This is a genomic window from Cyanobium sp. ATX 6A2 (genome assembly GCF_024346355.1).
GTDB lineage: Bacteria > Cyanobacteriota > Cyanobacteriia > PCC-6307 > Cyanobiaceae > NIES-981.
Genome location: NZ_JAGQCU010000003.1, coordinates 209733 through 223265 on the forward strand (window position 1 = coordinate 209733; position 13533 = coordinate 223265).

At 69.1% G+C, this 13533-nt stretch carries 17 protein-coding genes; 9 read left to right on the top strand and 8 right to left on the bottom strand.

Going from position 1 to position 13533, the window contains the following annotated elements:
- Nucleotide 1 precedes the first annotated feature (1 nt).
- The 5 genes from KBY96_RS04970 to KBY96_RS04990 form a co-directional block, all read right to left on the bottom strand.
- A complete protein-coding gene (locus tag KBY96_RS04970) occupies nt 2–490 on the bottom strand; it encodes a DUF1499 domain-containing protein (RefSeq protein WP_254978109.1) in 489 nt (162 codons plus the stop codon).
- 86 nt (nt 491–576) lie between these two features.
- Nucleotides 577–867, bottom strand: coding sequence for a hypothetical protein (locus tag KBY96_RS04975; RefSeq protein ID WP_254978110.1), 291 nt, complete (start codon nt 865–867; stop codon nt 577–579).
- A 60-nt stretch (nt 868–927) separates the two neighbouring features.
- Nucleotides 928–1740 (bottom strand): ABC transporter permease, encoded by an 813-nt coding sequence (locus KBY96_RS04980; protein ID WP_396122253.1) that lies wholly within the window; start codon nt 1738–1740, stop codon nt 928–930.
- Complete coding sequence (locus KBY96_RS04985; RefSeq protein WP_254978112.1) at nt 1737–2552, bottom strand: ABC-2 family transporter protein; 816 nt, start codon at nt 2550–2552, stop codon at nt 1737–1739. Before KBY96_RS04985 ends, KBY96_RS04980 begins: the two co-directional genes overlap by 4 nt.
- On the bottom strand, nt 2549–3529 hold the full coding sequence (locus KBY96_RS04990) for an ATP-binding cassette domain-containing protein (protein ID WP_254978113.1): 981 nt from the start codon (nt 3527–3529) through the stop codon (nt 2549–2551). Before KBY96_RS04990 ends, KBY96_RS04985 begins: the two co-directional genes overlap by 4 nt.
- Nucleotides 3530–3579: 50 nt before the next feature.
- On the opposite strand from KBY96_RS04990, the gene KBY96_RS04995 reads away from it, so the two are divergent.
- The 3 genes from KBY96_RS04995 (at nt 3580) to psaK (ending at nt 4601) form a co-directional block, all read left to right on the top strand.
- Complete coding sequence (locus KBY96_RS04995) at nt 3580–3906, top strand: DUF2499 domain-containing protein (protein ID WP_254978114.1); 327 nt, start codon at nt 3580–3582, stop codon at nt 3904–3906.
- Nucleotides 3899–4234 carry a DUF3593 domain-containing protein gene (locus tag KBY96_RS05000; protein ID WP_254978115.1) on the top strand — a complete coding sequence of 112 codons (336 nt, stop codon included), beginning with the start codon at nt 3899–3901 and terminating at the stop codon, nt 4232–4234. The genes KBY96_RS04995 and KBY96_RS05000 overlap by 8 nt, the downstream gene beginning before the upstream one ends.
- A 97-nt stretch (nt 4235–4331) precedes the next feature.
- On the top strand, nt 4332–4601 hold the full coding sequence (gene psaK, locus KBY96_RS05005; RefSeq protein WP_254978116.1) for a photosystem I reaction center subunit PsaK: 270 nt from the start codon (nt 4332–4334) through the stop codon (nt 4599–4601).
- 67 nt (nt 4602–4668) lie between these two features.
- Here the strand turns inward: psaK and dxs are convergent, their stop codons facing one another.
- Nucleotides 4669–6591, bottom strand: coding sequence for a 1-deoxy-D-xylulose-5-phosphate synthase (dxs, locus tag KBY96_RS05010; protein ID WP_254978117.1), 1923 nt, complete (start codon nt 6589–6591; stop codon nt 4669–4671).
- Nucleotides 6592–6664: 73 nt separating this feature from the next.
- Between dxs and ilvA the strand changes: the two genes are divergently transcribed.
- Genes ilvA through KBY96_RS05025 form a run of 3 tightly spaced genes read left to right on the top strand, consistent with a single transcriptional unit; the run spans nt 6665 to nt 9133 of the window.
- The gene (ilvA, locus tag KBY96_RS05015; protein WP_254978118.1) at nt 6665–8212 is read left to right on the top strand and encodes a threonine ammonia-lyase, biosynthetic; all 1548 of its coding nucleotides are present in this window, start codon (nt 6665–6667) and stop codon (nt 8210–8212) included.
- 49 nt (nt 8213–8261) lie between these two features.
- Complete coding sequence (gene scpB / locus KBY96_RS05020) at nt 8262–8801, top strand: SMC-Scp complex subunit ScpB (protein WP_254978119.1); 540 nt, start codon at nt 8262–8264, stop codon at nt 8799–8801.
- Nucleotides 8802–8845: 44 nt separating this feature from the next.
- Nucleotides 8846–9133, top strand: coding sequence for a YggT family protein (locus KBY96_RS05025; protein WP_254978120.1), 288 nt, complete (start codon nt 8846–8848; stop codon nt 9131–9133).
- 26 nt (nt 9134–9159) lie between these two features.
- Here KBY96_RS05025 and KBY96_RS05030 read toward each other — a convergent pair whose 3' ends face one another.
- Complete coding sequence (locus tag KBY96_RS05030; protein ID WP_254978121.1) at nt 9160–9636, bottom strand: hypothetical protein; 477 nt, start codon at nt 9634–9636, stop codon at nt 9160–9162.
- The gene (locus KBY96_RS05035; RefSeq protein ID WP_254978122.1) at nt 9633–9962 is read right to left on the bottom strand and encodes a nucleoside triphosphate pyrophosphohydrolase family protein; all 330 of its coding nucleotides are present in this window, start codon (nt 9960–9962) and stop codon (nt 9633–9635) included. The genes KBY96_RS05030 and KBY96_RS05035 overlap by 4 nt, the downstream gene beginning before the upstream one ends.
- A gap of 57 nt (nt 9963–10019) precedes the next feature.
- Between KBY96_RS05035 and pyk the strand changes: the two genes are divergently transcribed.
- The 3 genes from pyk to KBY96_RS05050 all read left to right on the top strand — a co-directional run bounded on the left by pyk (nt 10020) and on the right by KBY96_RS05050 (nt 13529).
- Entirely contained in the window at nt 10020–11804 is a 1785-nt protein-coding gene (pyk, locus tag KBY96_RS05040) for a pyruvate kinase (protein WP_254978123.1), read from the top strand.
- A 17-nt stretch (nt 11805–11821) separates the two neighbouring features.
- A complete protein-coding gene (locus KBY96_RS05045) occupies nt 11822–13051 on the top strand; it encodes an ABC transporter permease (RefSeq protein ID WP_254978124.1) in 1230 nt (409 codons plus the stop codon).
- Nucleotides 13052–13238: 187 nt separating this feature from the next.
- Nucleotides 13239–13529, top strand: a complete 291-nt coding sequence (locus KBY96_RS05050) for a DUF1830 domain-containing protein (protein ID WP_254978125.1) — start codon at nt 13239–13241, stop codon at nt 13527–13529.
- Nucleotides 13530–13533 lie beyond the last annotated feature (4 nt).

A 13533-nucleotide genomic window follows, 5' to 3' on the forward strand; every position in this document is an offset into this window, starting at 1 on the left:
CTCAATCGGAGGCCTGGTCTGCGGCCAGCACCGAGCACAGCCGCTCCAGCCGGCGGGCGTTGACGCCCAGATCGGAATCCCCCAGCCGCGACACCGAGCGGGCCTGCAGCAGGCCGTGGTCGGGATCGGCCAGCAGCTCCAGATCATCCACGAAGCCGAAGATGCGGCTGGTGGCGGTGGCATGCAGGTAGGGGCCGCGGCGCTCCTGAACGCTGATCGCCGGGGTGTCCGCAAGCACAACCGCCAGCTGATCCAGGGCCGCAGCGGGATCGTCCAGGGGCCAGTCGGCCCGGGCGCAGTGGTCGGGCGCGGGGCAATCCCACAGGCGGCCGCCCTGAACCCCGAGCTCCTCGGGCACCGGACCCTCCAGATGCAGCAGGAACGCCTGGGCCGGCAGCGGCGCAGCCAACGACAGCAGCAACAGGCCGAGGGGGAGCAGCAGCGCCAGGCCACGGAAGGGGGCCGCTGCCGCTGAGCTGGTTCCGGGCATGGAGGCGGCGGTGCGTGGTGAGGGCATGAGAGCACGCCATCGGGAGGGATGGGCCCTGCAGGCAGGGTTGAGGGCGGTGTGATCGTTCATTGCCACGGTTGAGACATGCGGGCGGGAGCGGGCGCCGGCGAACGGCGTGGCCGCTGGGGGCTGGATTCCGCCAGCCAGGCCAGCCCGGCCGACAGGGCCAGCAGAGCGGCCAGCCACGGCCAGGGGCTGCGGCGGCCGGAGCGGCTCTGAAAGCCGGTGGGACCGGAGGCACGGGCGCGACGGGCGGCGCCTGGACCCAGGGGCTTGCCGCAGCGCCCACACACGAGCCGGCCAGCGAGGCTGCGATCGGCCTTCACCGACCCACTGCCGCAGTGGGGACAGGCCATGGCAGGCGGCTGGCAGCTGCGCCCATTCCAGCGTGCCAGCTCCCTCGCGGGGGGCTGGGCTCAACTGGAGGCGGAGGTGTAGAAGCGCAGGGCGAAAGTCCAGAAGGCCCGGCTGATCGCCAGGGCCCCGCCGGCCACCAGCAGGCTGGTGAGGGCGCCGGCCAGGGTGAGCCGGCCCAGCAGCGCCTCGGCCGGCACGGTGGTGAGGAAGGCCACCGGCAACACCAGGGTGAACAGGGTGCGCAGACCGGAGGGATAGGCGCTCACCGGGTAGCGGCCGGCGGTGAGCGCCGCCCGCAGCACCTCGGTGGCGTTCCAGGTCTTCACGAACCAGATCGAGGTGGCCGCCAGCACGAACCAGAGGGCATAGAGGGTCACGGCGGCCGCCAGCAGCAGCAGCGCCGCCAGCAGAACGGCACTGAGGGGCAACGTGCCGAGTTCCCGCCGACCGGCCCAGAGCATCAGGGCCACCCCCACCACCAGCTCCGGCAGGCCGGCGGGGCTGAGGGTGCGCAGCGACAGCCAGAACTGGCTGTCGATCGGCTTGAGCAGCACGAAATCGAGGGTGCCCTCCTGCACGTGGTTGACGATGCGGCTGAGGTTGGGCCGCAGCAGGGTGCTGGTGAGACCATCCAGACAGGTGTAGGCGCCCAGCACCACCAGCACGCTGTTCCAGCTCCAGCCGCCCAGCGCCACCCCCTGGCGGTAGAAGAGCCAGAGCACCAGCAGGCTGCCGGCCAGGTTGCCCGCCATCGCCAGCAGCTCGATCAGGGCGTTGAGCTGGTATTCCAGCTGGGTGGCCAGGGCCGTGCCCCAGAAGCGCCGCAGGGTGCGCCCGTAGCGCAGGGCCAGAGCCAGCGACAGCCGCATCATGCTCCCATGGCCGAATAACGCCGCACCCCGGCCCGCCAGAGCAGCACCAACAGGGGCAGCAGCAGGGCGATCCACAGGGCCATGGCCGCGAAGCCGGCCGCCAGGCCGAAGGGCTGCCCCTCACCCATGGGGTTGCCGGCCAGCACCTGGGCGGGAAAGCCGATCAGATAGGGGAAGGGGGTGTGCAGGGCCAGCCGGCGCAGCTCCGGCGGGAAGGCCTGCAGGGGCGCCACCAGGCCGGAGAGGAACACGGTGGGCACATACAGCAGCCGCTCCAGGGCACTGGCCCGCTCGCTCCAGAAGCAGAGGGTGGCGATCAGGCTCTGCAGCAGGAAGTTGATCGCGAAGGCCAGACCCACCGCCAGCACCCCCAGCAGCACCCGTGCCGGCCCCGGCCAGGCGAAGGACTGGGGCTGGAGCAGAAAGAACAGCGAGGCGATCAGCAGCACGAAGGGCAGGCGCGTGGCCTGCTCGGCCTGGTGGGCGGCCACGTAGCGCCACAGCGGGTGCAGCGGCTGCAGCAGGTAGGGAGACAGGCGGCCCTGCAGAGCGTCCTCCTCGAACTGCCACACCACCCACACCACGCTGAACTGGCGCACCACGAACACGCAGAGGAAGTAGCGGCCCAGCTCGGCGGGGCTGAGGCCCAGATCCAGGCCGCCGCCGGCGCCGCTGCCGGCGGCCGCACTCCAGAGTCCGAGCATGATGAATGGCAGCACCCCCGAGAGGGCCCAGAGAGCGATCTCGGCCCGGTATTCGGCCATGTAGGCGAACTGCACCAGCCACAGCGTGCGCGCCAGCCTCCATCTCATGGCTCCAGCGATCCCTGGCGGAACAGGCGGCCGATCAGCTCCTCGATCGGCGGATCGCTCACCTCCAGGTCGAGCACCGGCAGCTGCCCCAGCAGCCGGCTCACCATGGCGGTGAGATGCTCGCGGGGGATCAGCAGCCGCACCTCGCAGCCCTCCAGGCTCTCGATCTCCCCGTAGGCCTCCAGCTGGTGAACCGGCAAGGGTGTGGCCAGCTCCAGGCGCACCTGGCGCCAGGGGGCGAGCCGCTCACTCAGCTCGGCCAGAGCGCCGTCGTGGAACAGCCGGCCCTGATGGATCAGCAGCACCCGTGGGCAGAGGGCCGTGATGTCGGCCATGTAGTGGCTGCTGAGCAGCACGGTGGCACCGGTGCGGCGGTTGTAGTCGGCCAGGAACTGGCGCACCCGCGCCTGGGCGTTCACATCCAGCCCCAGGGTGGGCTCGTCAAGGAACAGCACCTGAGGACGGTGCAGGAGCGCCGCCATCAGTTCCGCCTTCATCCGCTGCCCCAGGGAGAGCTTGCGCACCGGCCGGGTGAGCTCCTCGCCCAGTTCCAGCATCTCGGCCAGCTCCCCCACCCGCCGGCGGGCCTCCAGGTCGTCGATGCCGTACACGGCGGCATTGACGCGCAGGGAATCCAGCGGCGGCAGATCCCAGATCAACTGCTGCTTCTGCCCCATCACCAGGGTGATGGACTCAAGAAAGGCGCGCTGGCGCCGGAAGGGCCGATGGCCCGCCACCTCCACCTCGCCGGCGCTGGGATGGATCAGGCCACTGAGCAGCTTGAGGGTGGTGGTCTTGCCGGCGCCGTTGGGGCCGAGGAAGCCCACCACCTCGCCCGCCTCGATGCTGAAGCTCACATCGCGCACGGCCTCCACGGAGCGCCAGCGGCGGCGCACCAGGTGGCGGAGCGTGCCCATCAGGCCAGGCTGCTTGTCGGCCACGCGGAAGGTCTTGCGCAGACCCCGAGCCATCACCATCGCCATCCCCGCACCCTATCCATAGAGTTGGCCCTCCGGATGCGGCCCCGATGCACGCCCTCTCGCTGCCCACCTGGTGGATCCACATCACCTCGGTGCTGGAGTGGGTGGTGGCCATGGCCGCCGTGCAGCGCCTGGCCGGAGCGCGCGCTGAAGGGGCCTGGCGCTGGCTGGCGCTGGCGATGCTGCCGGCCCTGGTGAGCGCCACCTGCGCCTGCACCTGGCACCTGTTCGACAACCCCGCGGAGCTGCGGGGCCTGGTGGTGGTTCAGGCCGCCCTCACCACCGCCGGCAACGGGGCCCTGGCCCTGGCCGCCTGGCACATCCTGCGCCGCCAGCGCAGCGCCGCCGCGGCGGTGGAGGTGACCAGTGGCTGAGGGGGACCTCGGCCTCGGCCTGCTGGCCTGGCTGGGGGGCATCGACCCGGCTCCCTTTTTTGTGCTCTCCCTGCTGCCCTATCTGGCCTTTCTGTGGCTGGCTGGGCGGATCGAGGGCTTTCCCGTGCTCGCCCGGCGCGGGTTCCAGCTCACCCTGCTGTTCGTGGCCGTCACCATCGTCGCCTCGATCGTGGCCCTGCAGACAACCGGACGGCAGCTCGCCGACGTGGACGTGTTGCACGGTGGCGCCGAAGCCTTTCTCACCCTGGCCAACCTGCTGGTGGCCATCGGCTTCAGCCGCGCCCTGCTCGAGCAGCGCGGCCGGTGAAGCGGTGGGCGGTGAAGCAGTGGGCGGTGAACAACTCTTACGGCGCTGCGTCGGTGAACCAGCGCTGCCGGGAAGATGGAGCCCCGGCTTGTGCTTCATGCTCGCCCCACTCCTGGTTCAGCCCCTCGCCATGGCCCCCGCCACCCTCACCTGGTCGCCGAAAGTGGCCCTGGTGATGATCGTGTGCAACGTGATCGCCATCGCCATCGGCAAGGCCACGATCAAGCAGCCCAATGTGGGTCTGCAGCTGCCCAATGCCGCTCTGTTCGGTGGCCTCAGCCACGGGGCCATGCTCGGCACCCTGAGCCTCGGCCACATCCTCGGCATCGGCGCGATCCTCGGCCTGGCCTCCCGCGGGGTGGTCTGAGCTCAGCGGCCAAGTCCGCCGGATGACCCCATCCGGCGGTTTTTGATCGCCATCCACACGACGACCGTCAGACGACGGCCGGCTGGGCGCTGCCTGGTATGCGCAGCACCTGACCGAAGTGGTCGCTGATGCGCTCGGCCATCTGGGCCGGGGTGAGCCCCAGGGCCTGCTTGCTCTGGTCGGGGCTGGCGTGGTCCACCAGCAAATCGGGGATGCCGATCCGCAGCACCGGCACCGTCACGCCGTGGTCGTTGAGGCTCTCCACCACAGCGGCACCGAAACCACCCGGGAGAGCGCCCTCCTCCATGGTCACGATCCGGCCGATGCGGCGGGCCATGGGCAGGATCAGGGCCTCATCGAGGGGGCGCAGGAAGCGGGCGTTGATCACCGCGGCCCGCACGCCCTGTTCCTGCAGCAGCCCGGCGGTGGCCAGGGCCGGATGGACCATGGCGCCGTAGGCCACGATCAGCAGGTCGTCGCCGTTGGTGAGCAGTTCGCCGCGGCCGATCTGCAACGGTTCAAAGCCCTCCTCGGCCAGGGGCATGCCCTCGCCCTCACCCCGTGGAATGCGCAGGGCACAGGGCCCGTGGTGCTGAATGGCCGTCACCAGCATGCGTTGCAGTTCGGACTCATCCTTGGGGGCCATCACCGTGAAGTTGGGCACGGCCCGCAGGTAGCTGATGTCGTACTGGCCCTGATGGGTAGGGCCATCGGCGCCGACGATGCCGGCCCGGTCGAGCACGAAGGTGACCGGCAGCTTCTGGATGCCCACATCGTGGATGAGCTGGTCGTAGGCGCGCTGCAGGAAGGTGCTGTAGATGGCCACCACCGGCTTCAGACCCTCACAGGCCATGCCGGCGGCCATGGTCACGGCGTGCTGCTCGGCAATGCCCACATCGAAATACTGATCCGGCAGCGCCTTCTCCAGCAGATCGAGGCCGGTGCCGGTGGCCATCGCCGCGGTGATGCCCACCACGGTGGGGTCCTGCTCGCACAGCTTCACCAGCGTCTGGCCGAACACCTTGCTGTAGCTGGGCGGCTTGGGCTTGCTGGAGGGATGGGCCTTGCCGGTGGTGAGGTCGAAGGCACCCTGGGCGTGGTAGCCCACCTGATCGGCTTCGGCGTAGGGATAGCCCTTGCCCTTGGTGGTGGCCACATGCACCAACACCGGGCCGTCGTGGGCGTGGGCCTGCTCGAACACCTTCACCATGCCGGCGATGTCGTGGCCATCGATCGGGCCCATGTAGGTGAAGCCGAGTTCCTCGAACACGGCGCCAAGCTTGGGCACCGCCAGGCGCTTCATGCTCTCCTTGAGGTTCTTGAGCTCGGGGGGCAGTTCGCCGTGCATGAACGGCAGATGCTTGATCGCCTCCTCGGCGTTGTCCTGCAGGAACTGCAGGGGCGGGCTGTGCCGCATGCGGTTGAGGTGGGTGGAGAGCGCCCCCACCGGCGGACTGATCGACATGTCGTTGTCGTTCAGCACCACCAGCAGGCGGGTGTGGGGCAGGTGACCGGCGTGGTTGATGGCCTCCAGGGCCATGCCGCCGGTGAGGGCACCGTCGCCGATCACCGCCACGCACTTGAAGTCCTCAGCACGGCGATCGCGGGCCAGGGCCATGCCCAGGGCCGCCGAGATGGAGGTGCTGGCGTGGCCGGCGCCGAAGTGGTCGAAGCGGCTCTCGCCGCGCTTGAGATAACCCGCCACACCGCCCTGCTGGCGCAGGCTGTCAAAGTTGTGGTAGCGGCCGGTGATCAGCTTGTGGGGGTAGGCCTGGTGGCCCACGTCCCACACCACCTTGTCGTGGTCGAGATCGAGGGTCTGGTAGAGAGCCAGGGTGAGCTCCACCACCCCCAGGCCAGGCCCGAGGTGACCGCCGCTGGTGCTCACCACCTCCAGATGGCGCTCGCGGATCTGGCGGGCGATCGCTTCGAGTTCGGTGACGCTGAGGCCGTGCAGCTGGTTGGGGTGGCTCAGCTCGCTGAGATGCATTCCGACCCTTGTAGTGAGGTGCAATCTAGGGGGGGCTTCCGGAGGGCCGGTGCCGATTGCAACACTGGGCGCCATGGGTGAGCTTCCAGCCAACGACGGTTACCTGCAGCGGATCCTGCGGGCCCGGGTCTACGACGTGGCGATCGAGTCGCCCCTCGATGAGGCGCCCAACCTCTCCGCCCGGCTGCACAACCGGGTGCTGCTCAAACGTGAGGACCTGCAGCCGGTGTTCAGCTTCAAGCTGCGCGGCGCCTACAACAAGATGGCCGGCCTCAGCCCGGCGGAACTGGAGCGGGGCGTGATCGCCGCCAGCGCCGGCAACCATGCCCAGGGCGTGGCGCTCAGCGCCCAGCGGCTGGGCTGCCGGGCCGTGATCGTGATGCCCGTGACCACGCCGGAGATGAAGGTGAGGGCGGTGGCGGCCCGCGGAGCGGAGGTGGTGCTGCACGGCGACAACTACGACGCCGCCTGCGCCGAAGCCACCCGCCTGGCCGCCGAGCGCGGGCTGAGCTTCATCCATCCGTTCGACGATCCCGAGGTGATCGCCGGCCAGGGCACCATCGCTCTGGAGATCCTGCGCCAGTGCTCCACTCCACCCGATGCCATCTACGTGGCCGTGGGCGGCGGCGGCCTGATCGCCGGCATCGCCACCTACGTGAAGGCGCTCTGGCCGCAGGTGGAGATCATTGGCGTGGAGCCGGTGGATGCCGACGCCATGGCCCGCTCCCTGGCCTGCGGCGAGCGGGTGCGGTTGGAGCAGGTGGGCCTGTTCGCCGACGGGGTGGCCGTGCGCCAGGTGGGCGTGCACACCTTCGCCCTGGCCCAGCGCCATGTGGACCGGATGGTCACCGTGACCACCGATGAGATCTGCGCCGCCATCAAGGACGTGTTCGAGGACACCCGCTCGATCCTCGAGCCCGCCGGCGCCCTGGCGGTGGCGGGCATGAAGATCGATGTGGCCAACCGCGAGCTGCGCAACCGCTGCCTGGTGGCGGTGGCCTGCGGCGCCAACATGAATTTCGCCCGGCTGCGCTTCGTGGCCGAGCGGGCCGAGCTGGGGGAGGAACGCGAAGCGATGCTGGCGGTGGAGATCCCCGAGCAGCCCGGCAGCCTGCGCCGGTTCTGCGCGGCCCTGGGCGAGCGCAGCCTCACCGAGTTCAGCTACCGCCTCGCCGATCCACGGCTGGCCCACATTTTCGTGGGCGTTCAGATCCGCGACCGCAACGACACCGAAGGCCTGATGGCCCGACTGAAGAGCGCCGGCTTCCCCTGCCTGGATCTGAGCGCCAACGAGCTCGCCAAGCTGCATCTGCGCCACATGGTGGGCGGCCGGCTGCCGGCCAGTGCCGCTCCGGCCCTCAAACAGGGAGAGGAACTGCTGTATCGCTTCGAGTTTCCGGAGAAGCCGGGCGCCCTGATGGCCTTTGTGAACGCCCTTCAGGCCAGCTGGAACATCAGCATCTTCCATTACCGGAACCATGGCGCCGATGTGGGCCGGATCGTGGTGGGAGTGCAGGTGCCGCCGGCGGAGCGGCAGCAGTGGCAGGCGTTTCTGGACGGACTGGACTACCGGCACTGGGAAGAGAGCGCCAATCCGGCCTACCGGCTGTTCCTGGGTTGAAGCCCGGGCCCGGGGCTGCTTATCTGATCCTGAGCTCCGGCTCGGCCTGATGCGCAGTCCCTTGAGCAGCCCCCCAAGCGACACCAACCCTGCAGACGGCCTCTCACTGCCGGCCCGGCTTGAGGCGATCCTCTATCTCAAGGGCAGGCCCCTGAGCCTGGCCGAGCTGGCCGAGCTGGCCGGGGTGGACCGGGACGTGGCGGAGCTGGGGCTGATCACGCTGATGGCCGACTACGCCCATCGCGACACCGCCCTGGAGGTGCGCCAGGAGGGCCGCCGCTACAGCCTGCAGCTGCGCGACGGACTGGCGGGGCTGGTTCAGAACCTGCTGCCGGTGGACCTCTCCACCGCAACCCTGCGCACCTTGGCCACCATCGCCCTGCGCAAGCGCATCCTCCAGTCGGAGCTGGTGGAGTTGCGCGGCTCCGGTGCCTACGAGCACATCAAGGAGCTGCTGGCCCAGAACTTCATCGAGCGCCGGCGCCAGAGTGCGGGCCGCTCCTACTGGCTGAATCTGAGCGAGAAGTTCCACCGCACCTTCGCCGTCCGGGCCGAGGAGATGCAGACGCAGCCATCGCGGGCTGCATAGAGTTCAATCCGTTCCATCCCATTCTCCCCGCGTCCCACCAAGCCATGGAAGTCCTCGCCCAGCTGCTGCTGGTGGTCAGCAACACCCTGCAGATCTATTCCCTGATCCTGCTGGTGCGCGTGCTGCTCACCTGGTTCCCGAACCTCGACTGGAGCAATCCGGTGCTCAGCACGGTGAGCTCGATCACCGACCCCTACCTGGGGGTGTTCCGCGGGTTGATCCCGCCGATCGGAGGCCTCGACCTCTCGGCAATCCTGGCCTTCCTGGCGCTCAGCTTCGGCCAGCAGATCCTCGGCAGTCTGAGCATGAGCGTGCTGGCGGGGGCCTACTGAACGCCGGCGCCGGGCCCAGGGCCTGTTCAGTCGGCCAGGGCCTGTTCGAGCGGCAGCAACTCATCGCCTTCGCCGGCCCGGGTGCGCACCGGCGCCGAGAAGCCCCGGGCCCGCACGCTCCGGAACGTGAGCGGATCGGGCGTGCCCGACGGCACCGCCAGGCGCAGGGCAAAGCTGGAGCGGCCGGGAGGTACATCGCCGATTGACCCCACCCGGGTGCGGTTCTGCAGCACCGGCTCTCCACTGGCGTCGAGGATGCGGGCGTACACATCGGTGTCGAACACCGGCCGCCGCCCGGAGTTCTCCACCATCCCCCGCAGGGCGTAGCAGCGGGCCCCGCCGGAGCGGGAGCGATCGGGCTGGGCCGCCACATCCGAGGCCGGACACGGCTCAAGGGTCAGCTCCGAAACGGCGAGATCAGCCGCCCAGGCGGGGCCGGGTGCCAGCAGCAGCAGGCCCACGAGCAGCCCCAGAAGCCAGCCAGCCCGGAACGCTCGCCTCACCGCTGATCTCCCTCACCGGCAATCACGTTACGGGCGGCACGGCTGGCCAGCTTGTCGAGATTGGCCTGGGCCACCCGCTCAAGCTCGAGCCCCAGCTCGGTGGCCAGCTGGGCCACATACCAGAGCACGTCTCCCAGCTCCAGCTCCAGGGCCCGGATCACCTCGGGTGAGAACTCACCGCCGCGGTCGCGGATCACCTTCTTCACCTTGTCGGCCACCTCGCCGGCCTCCCCGCAGAGCCCCAGGGTGGGATAGATCGGGTTGGCGCCAGCGCCCGGGTAGCGGGCGGTGTGCCGCGACTGGCGCTGGTAAGTGTGCAGATCCACGCAGTGCCGGCGAAATGGGGGGACGATGGTAGTTTCACCCGGGCTTATGGCGCACCGATGCATCACAGCGATCTCATGCGTCGAACCAAGATCGTGGCCACCATCGGGCCCGCCACCGAATCACCCGAACGCCTGCGGGAGCTGATCGCGGCCGGTGCCAGCACCTTCCGGCTCAACTTCTCCCACGGCGATCACAGCGAACACGCCGCCCGCATCGCCACGATCCGCCAGGTGTCCACCGAACTGGGGGTGCATGTGGGCATCCTTCAGGACCTGCAGGGCCCGAAGATCCGCCTGGGGCGCTTCGCCGACGGCCCGATCAGCCTGCACACCGGCGACAGCTTCGATCTCACCTCCAGGCCGGTGAGCTGCAACGAAACGATCGCAACCGTCACCTACGAGGGCCTGGCGGAGGAAGTGCCGCAGGGCAGCCGCATCCTGCTGGATGACGGCCGGGTGGAGATGGTGGTGGAGGGGGTGGACCAGGCCCAGCAGACCCTGCACTGCCGGGTGAGCGTGGGCGGGGTGCTCTCTAACAACAAGGGGGTGAACTTCCCCGACGTGCAGCTCTCGATCCGGGCCCTCACCGAAAAGGACCGCATCGACCTGGCCTTCGGCCTCGACCAGGGCGTGGACTGGGTGGCGCTGAGCTTCGTGCGCAATCCCTCGGATATGCGCGAGATCAAGGAGCTGATCGCCAGGCACGGCTACAGCACGCCGGTGGTGGCCAAGATCGAGAAATTCGAGGCCATCGACCAGATCGACGACATCCTGCTGCTCTGCGACGGGGTGATGGTGGCCCGCGGCGACCTGGGCGTGGAGATGCCGGCGGAGGAAGTGCCGCTGCTGCAGAAGGAGCTGATCCGCAAGGCCAACAGCCTCGGCATTCCGGTGATCACCGCCACCCAGATGCTCGATTCGATGGTGAGCTGCCCCCGGCCCACCCGTGCCGAGGTGAGCGATGTGGCCAACGCCATCCTCGACGGCACCGACGCGGTGATGCTCTCCAACGAGAGCGCGGTGGGCGACTTTCCCGTGGAGGCCGTGGCCACCATGGCCACCATCGCCCGCCGCATCGAGCGCGATTACCCCCAGCGGGTGATCGACAGCCGCATGGCCAGCACGATCCCCAACGCCATCTGCCAGGCGGTGAGCACGATCGCCCGCAACCTCAACGCCGCAGCGATCCTTCCCCTCACCGAAAGCGGCGCCACGGCCCGCAACGTGAGCAAGTTCCGCCCCAGCACCCCGATCCTGGCGATCACCGGCGAGGAGCGGGTGGCCCGGCAGCTGCAGCTGAGCTGGGGTGTGAGCCCGCTGCTGGTGAAGGACCAGAACTCCTCCACCGGCACCTTCAGCATCGCCATGGGCCTGGCCCGGCAGTTGGGGTTCCTGCAGGACGGCGACCTGGTGGTGCAGACCGCCGGCACCCTCACCGGCGTCAGCGGTGCCACCGACTTCATCAAGGTGGGGATGGTATCGGCGGTGCTCTCCCGCGGGGAGCCGATCGGCAGCGGCTCCGTGAGCGGGCGGGTGCGGGTGGTGCAGAACCCTGAGGCCGCTGCCGCCATCCAGACCGGCGAGATCCTGGTGGTGCGTGAAACCACCTCGGCCTACGTGGAGGCGATCCGCAAGGCCAAGGCGGTGATCACCGAGGTGGGCGGCAGCAACAGCCATGCGGCCCTGATGGCCCAGAGTGCCGGCATCCCGGCGATTGTGGGGGTGGTGAACGCCCTTGCCGACCTGGAGCAGGGTGAGATCGTGACCCTCGATCTGCAACGCGGCGAGGTGCACCGGGTGGCCCGCAGTCACAGTCAGGATGTCTTCGGCGCCATCCTCTAGACAGCTCCTCAACTTCCATGGCCTCCAGGTTGCCGCTGGGCGAAACCGTGGGCATGGCCCTGACCACGCTGCGCGCCAATCGCCTGCGCAGCCTGCTCACCATGCTCGGCATCGTGATCGGCAATGCCTCGGTGATCACCCTGGTGGGCGTGGGCCGCGGCGCCCAGAACCTGGCCGCTGGCCAGCTCGACAACCTGGGGGCCAACGTGCTGTTCGTGGTGCCGGGCAGCAACGACACCCGGCGCCAGGGCATCGACTTCCCCAAGACCCTGGTGCTCGAGGACGCCATGGCGATCGCCGAGCAGGTGCCCAGCGTCAGCCGGGTGGCACCCCAGATCACCCTCAGTGAGGTGGTGCAGTCGGGCGGGCTGAGCAGCAGCACCTCGATCAACGGGATCACGCCCGAATTCCTGCCGATCCGCCAGTTTGAGGTGGGACAGGGGCGCTTCTTCACGGCCAGCGACATCAGTGGTGTGCGCAGCGTGACCGTGATCGGCCCGGATCTGGCCACCAGGATGTTTCCCTCCGGCGCCGCCGTGGGTCAGGTGCTGCGGATCCGCAACCAGGCCTTCGAGGTGATCGGCGTGCTGCAGCCCAAGGGCGCCGTGTTCGGCCAGAACCAGGACGAGAACGCCTACGTGCCCCTGAGCACGATGGTGAACAAACTCTCAGGCCGGGACCCCACCTACGGCGTCAGCCTCAACTTCATCAGTGTGGAGGCCCGCGATTCCGACAGCATCAACGCCGCCGCCTTTCAGATCACCAATCTGCTGCGCCAGCGGCACAACATCCTGCGTGAAGACGACTTCGCCGTGCGCTCCCAGCAGGATGCCCTCACGATCGTGGGCACCATCACCGGTGGCCTCACCCTGATGCTCGGGGCGATCGGCGGTGTGTCACTGCTGGTGGGCGGCATCGGCATCATGAACATCATGCTGGTGTCGGTGAGCGAGCGCACCGCCGAGATCGGCCTGCGCAAGGCCCTCGGCGCCCGCAGCGGCGATGTGCTGCGGCAGTTTCTGGTGGAGTCGCTGGTGCTGGCGAGCCTGGGCGGGGTGATCGGCACGGCGGTGGGCATCGGCACCGTGACCCTGGCGGCGGCGCTGACGCCGCTGCCGGCCACGATCGGCACCGGCATGGTGCTGCTCACCGTGGGGCTGTCGGGCTCGATCGGGCTGTTCTTCGGGGTGGTGCCGGCCCGGCGGGCCGCCCAGCTGGATCCGATCGTGGCGCTGCGCAGTCTCTAGGCAGCAGCCGCTGGAGCGCTAGCCCGCAGGGCTGGGGGCGGCGGCGTGTCGCCGCACACCAACATTGCGTGCATAAAACAAAAGAAACCTTTAAAACCTGCCTTCAAGCGCTGAAACAGTGGCTAAGGGCACCGTTCCACCTTTGGGGGGATGGCTTAGTGGAGCGGTCTGACAGCTGGGGGAATGCTTGGACCTGCTCACCTGCGGTTACCGCAACAGCACCGATCGCATGGTGATCGTGCGCTGCATCGGGCCTGAGGCCTTTTTTCTGGAGCGGGTGGTGTTCCCATTTGAGCTCCTGAGCTTCCAGTGCCCCGATGAAACCGAACTGGAGATCTGGACCCACGGCCTTGGCGGCCCCGATCTGCTGGAGAGGATCCCCGTGGGGCAGCTCACCCTCGAGCCCACCGACCCGCCGGGCCCGGGGCCCGGCAGCCACCAGGACGATCTGCTGGAGAGCTGGGCAACCGCTGGCTAACGGA

Excerpts from the sequence above, each read along its gene's own strand:
- KBY96_RS04970 (WP_254978109.1), bottom strand. The coding sequence starts at position 490 with ATGCCCGGAACCAGCTCAGCGGCAGCGGCCCCCTTCCGTGGCCTGGCG.
- KBY96_RS04975 (WP_254978110.1), bottom strand. The coding sequence starts at position 867 with ATGGCCTGTCCCCACTGCGGCAGTGGGTCGGTGAAGGCCGATCGCAGC.
- KBY96_RS04980 (WP_396122253.1), bottom strand. The coding sequence starts at position 1,740 with ATGATGCGGCTGTCGCTGGCTCTGGCCCTGCGCTACGGGCGCACCCTG.
- KBY96_RS04985 (WP_254978112.1), bottom strand. The coding sequence starts at position 2,552 with ATGAGATGGAGGCTGGCGCGCACGCTGTGGCTGGTGCAGTTCGCCTAC.
- KBY96_RS04990 (WP_254978113.1), bottom strand. The coding sequence starts at position 3,529 with ATGGTGATGGCTCGGGGTCTGCGCAAGACCTTCCGCGTGGCCGACAAG.
- KBY96_RS04995 (WP_254978114.1), top strand. The coding sequence starts at position 3,580 with ATGCACGCCCTCTCGCTGCCCACCTGGTGGATCCACATCACCTCGGTG.
- psaK (WP_254978116.1), top strand. The coding sequence starts at position 4,332 with ATGCTCGCCCCACTCCTGGTTCAGCCCCTCGCCATGGCCCCCGCCACC.
- dxs (WP_254978117.1), bottom strand. The coding sequence starts at position 6,591 with ATGCATCTCAGCGAGCTGAGCCACCCCAACCAGCTGCACGGCCTCAGC.
- ilvA (WP_254978118.1), top strand. The coding sequence starts at position 6,665 with ATGGGTGAGCTTCCAGCCAACGACGGTTACCTGCAGCGGATCCTGCGG.
- scpB (WP_254978119.1), top strand. The coding sequence starts at position 8,262 with ATGCGCAGTCCCTTGAGCAGCCCCCCAAGCGACACCAACCCTGCAGAC.
- KBY96_RS05025 (WP_254978120.1), top strand. The coding sequence starts at position 8,846 with ATGGAAGTCCTCGCCCAGCTGCTGCTGGTGGTCAGCAACACCCTGCAG.
- pyk (WP_254978123.1), top strand. The coding sequence starts at position 10,020 with ATGCATCACAGCGATCTCATGCGTCGAACCAAGATCGTGGCCACCATC.
- KBY96_RS05045 (WP_254978124.1), top strand. The coding sequence starts at position 11,822 with ATGGCCTCCAGGTTGCCGCTGGGCGAAACCGTGGGCATGGCCCTGACC.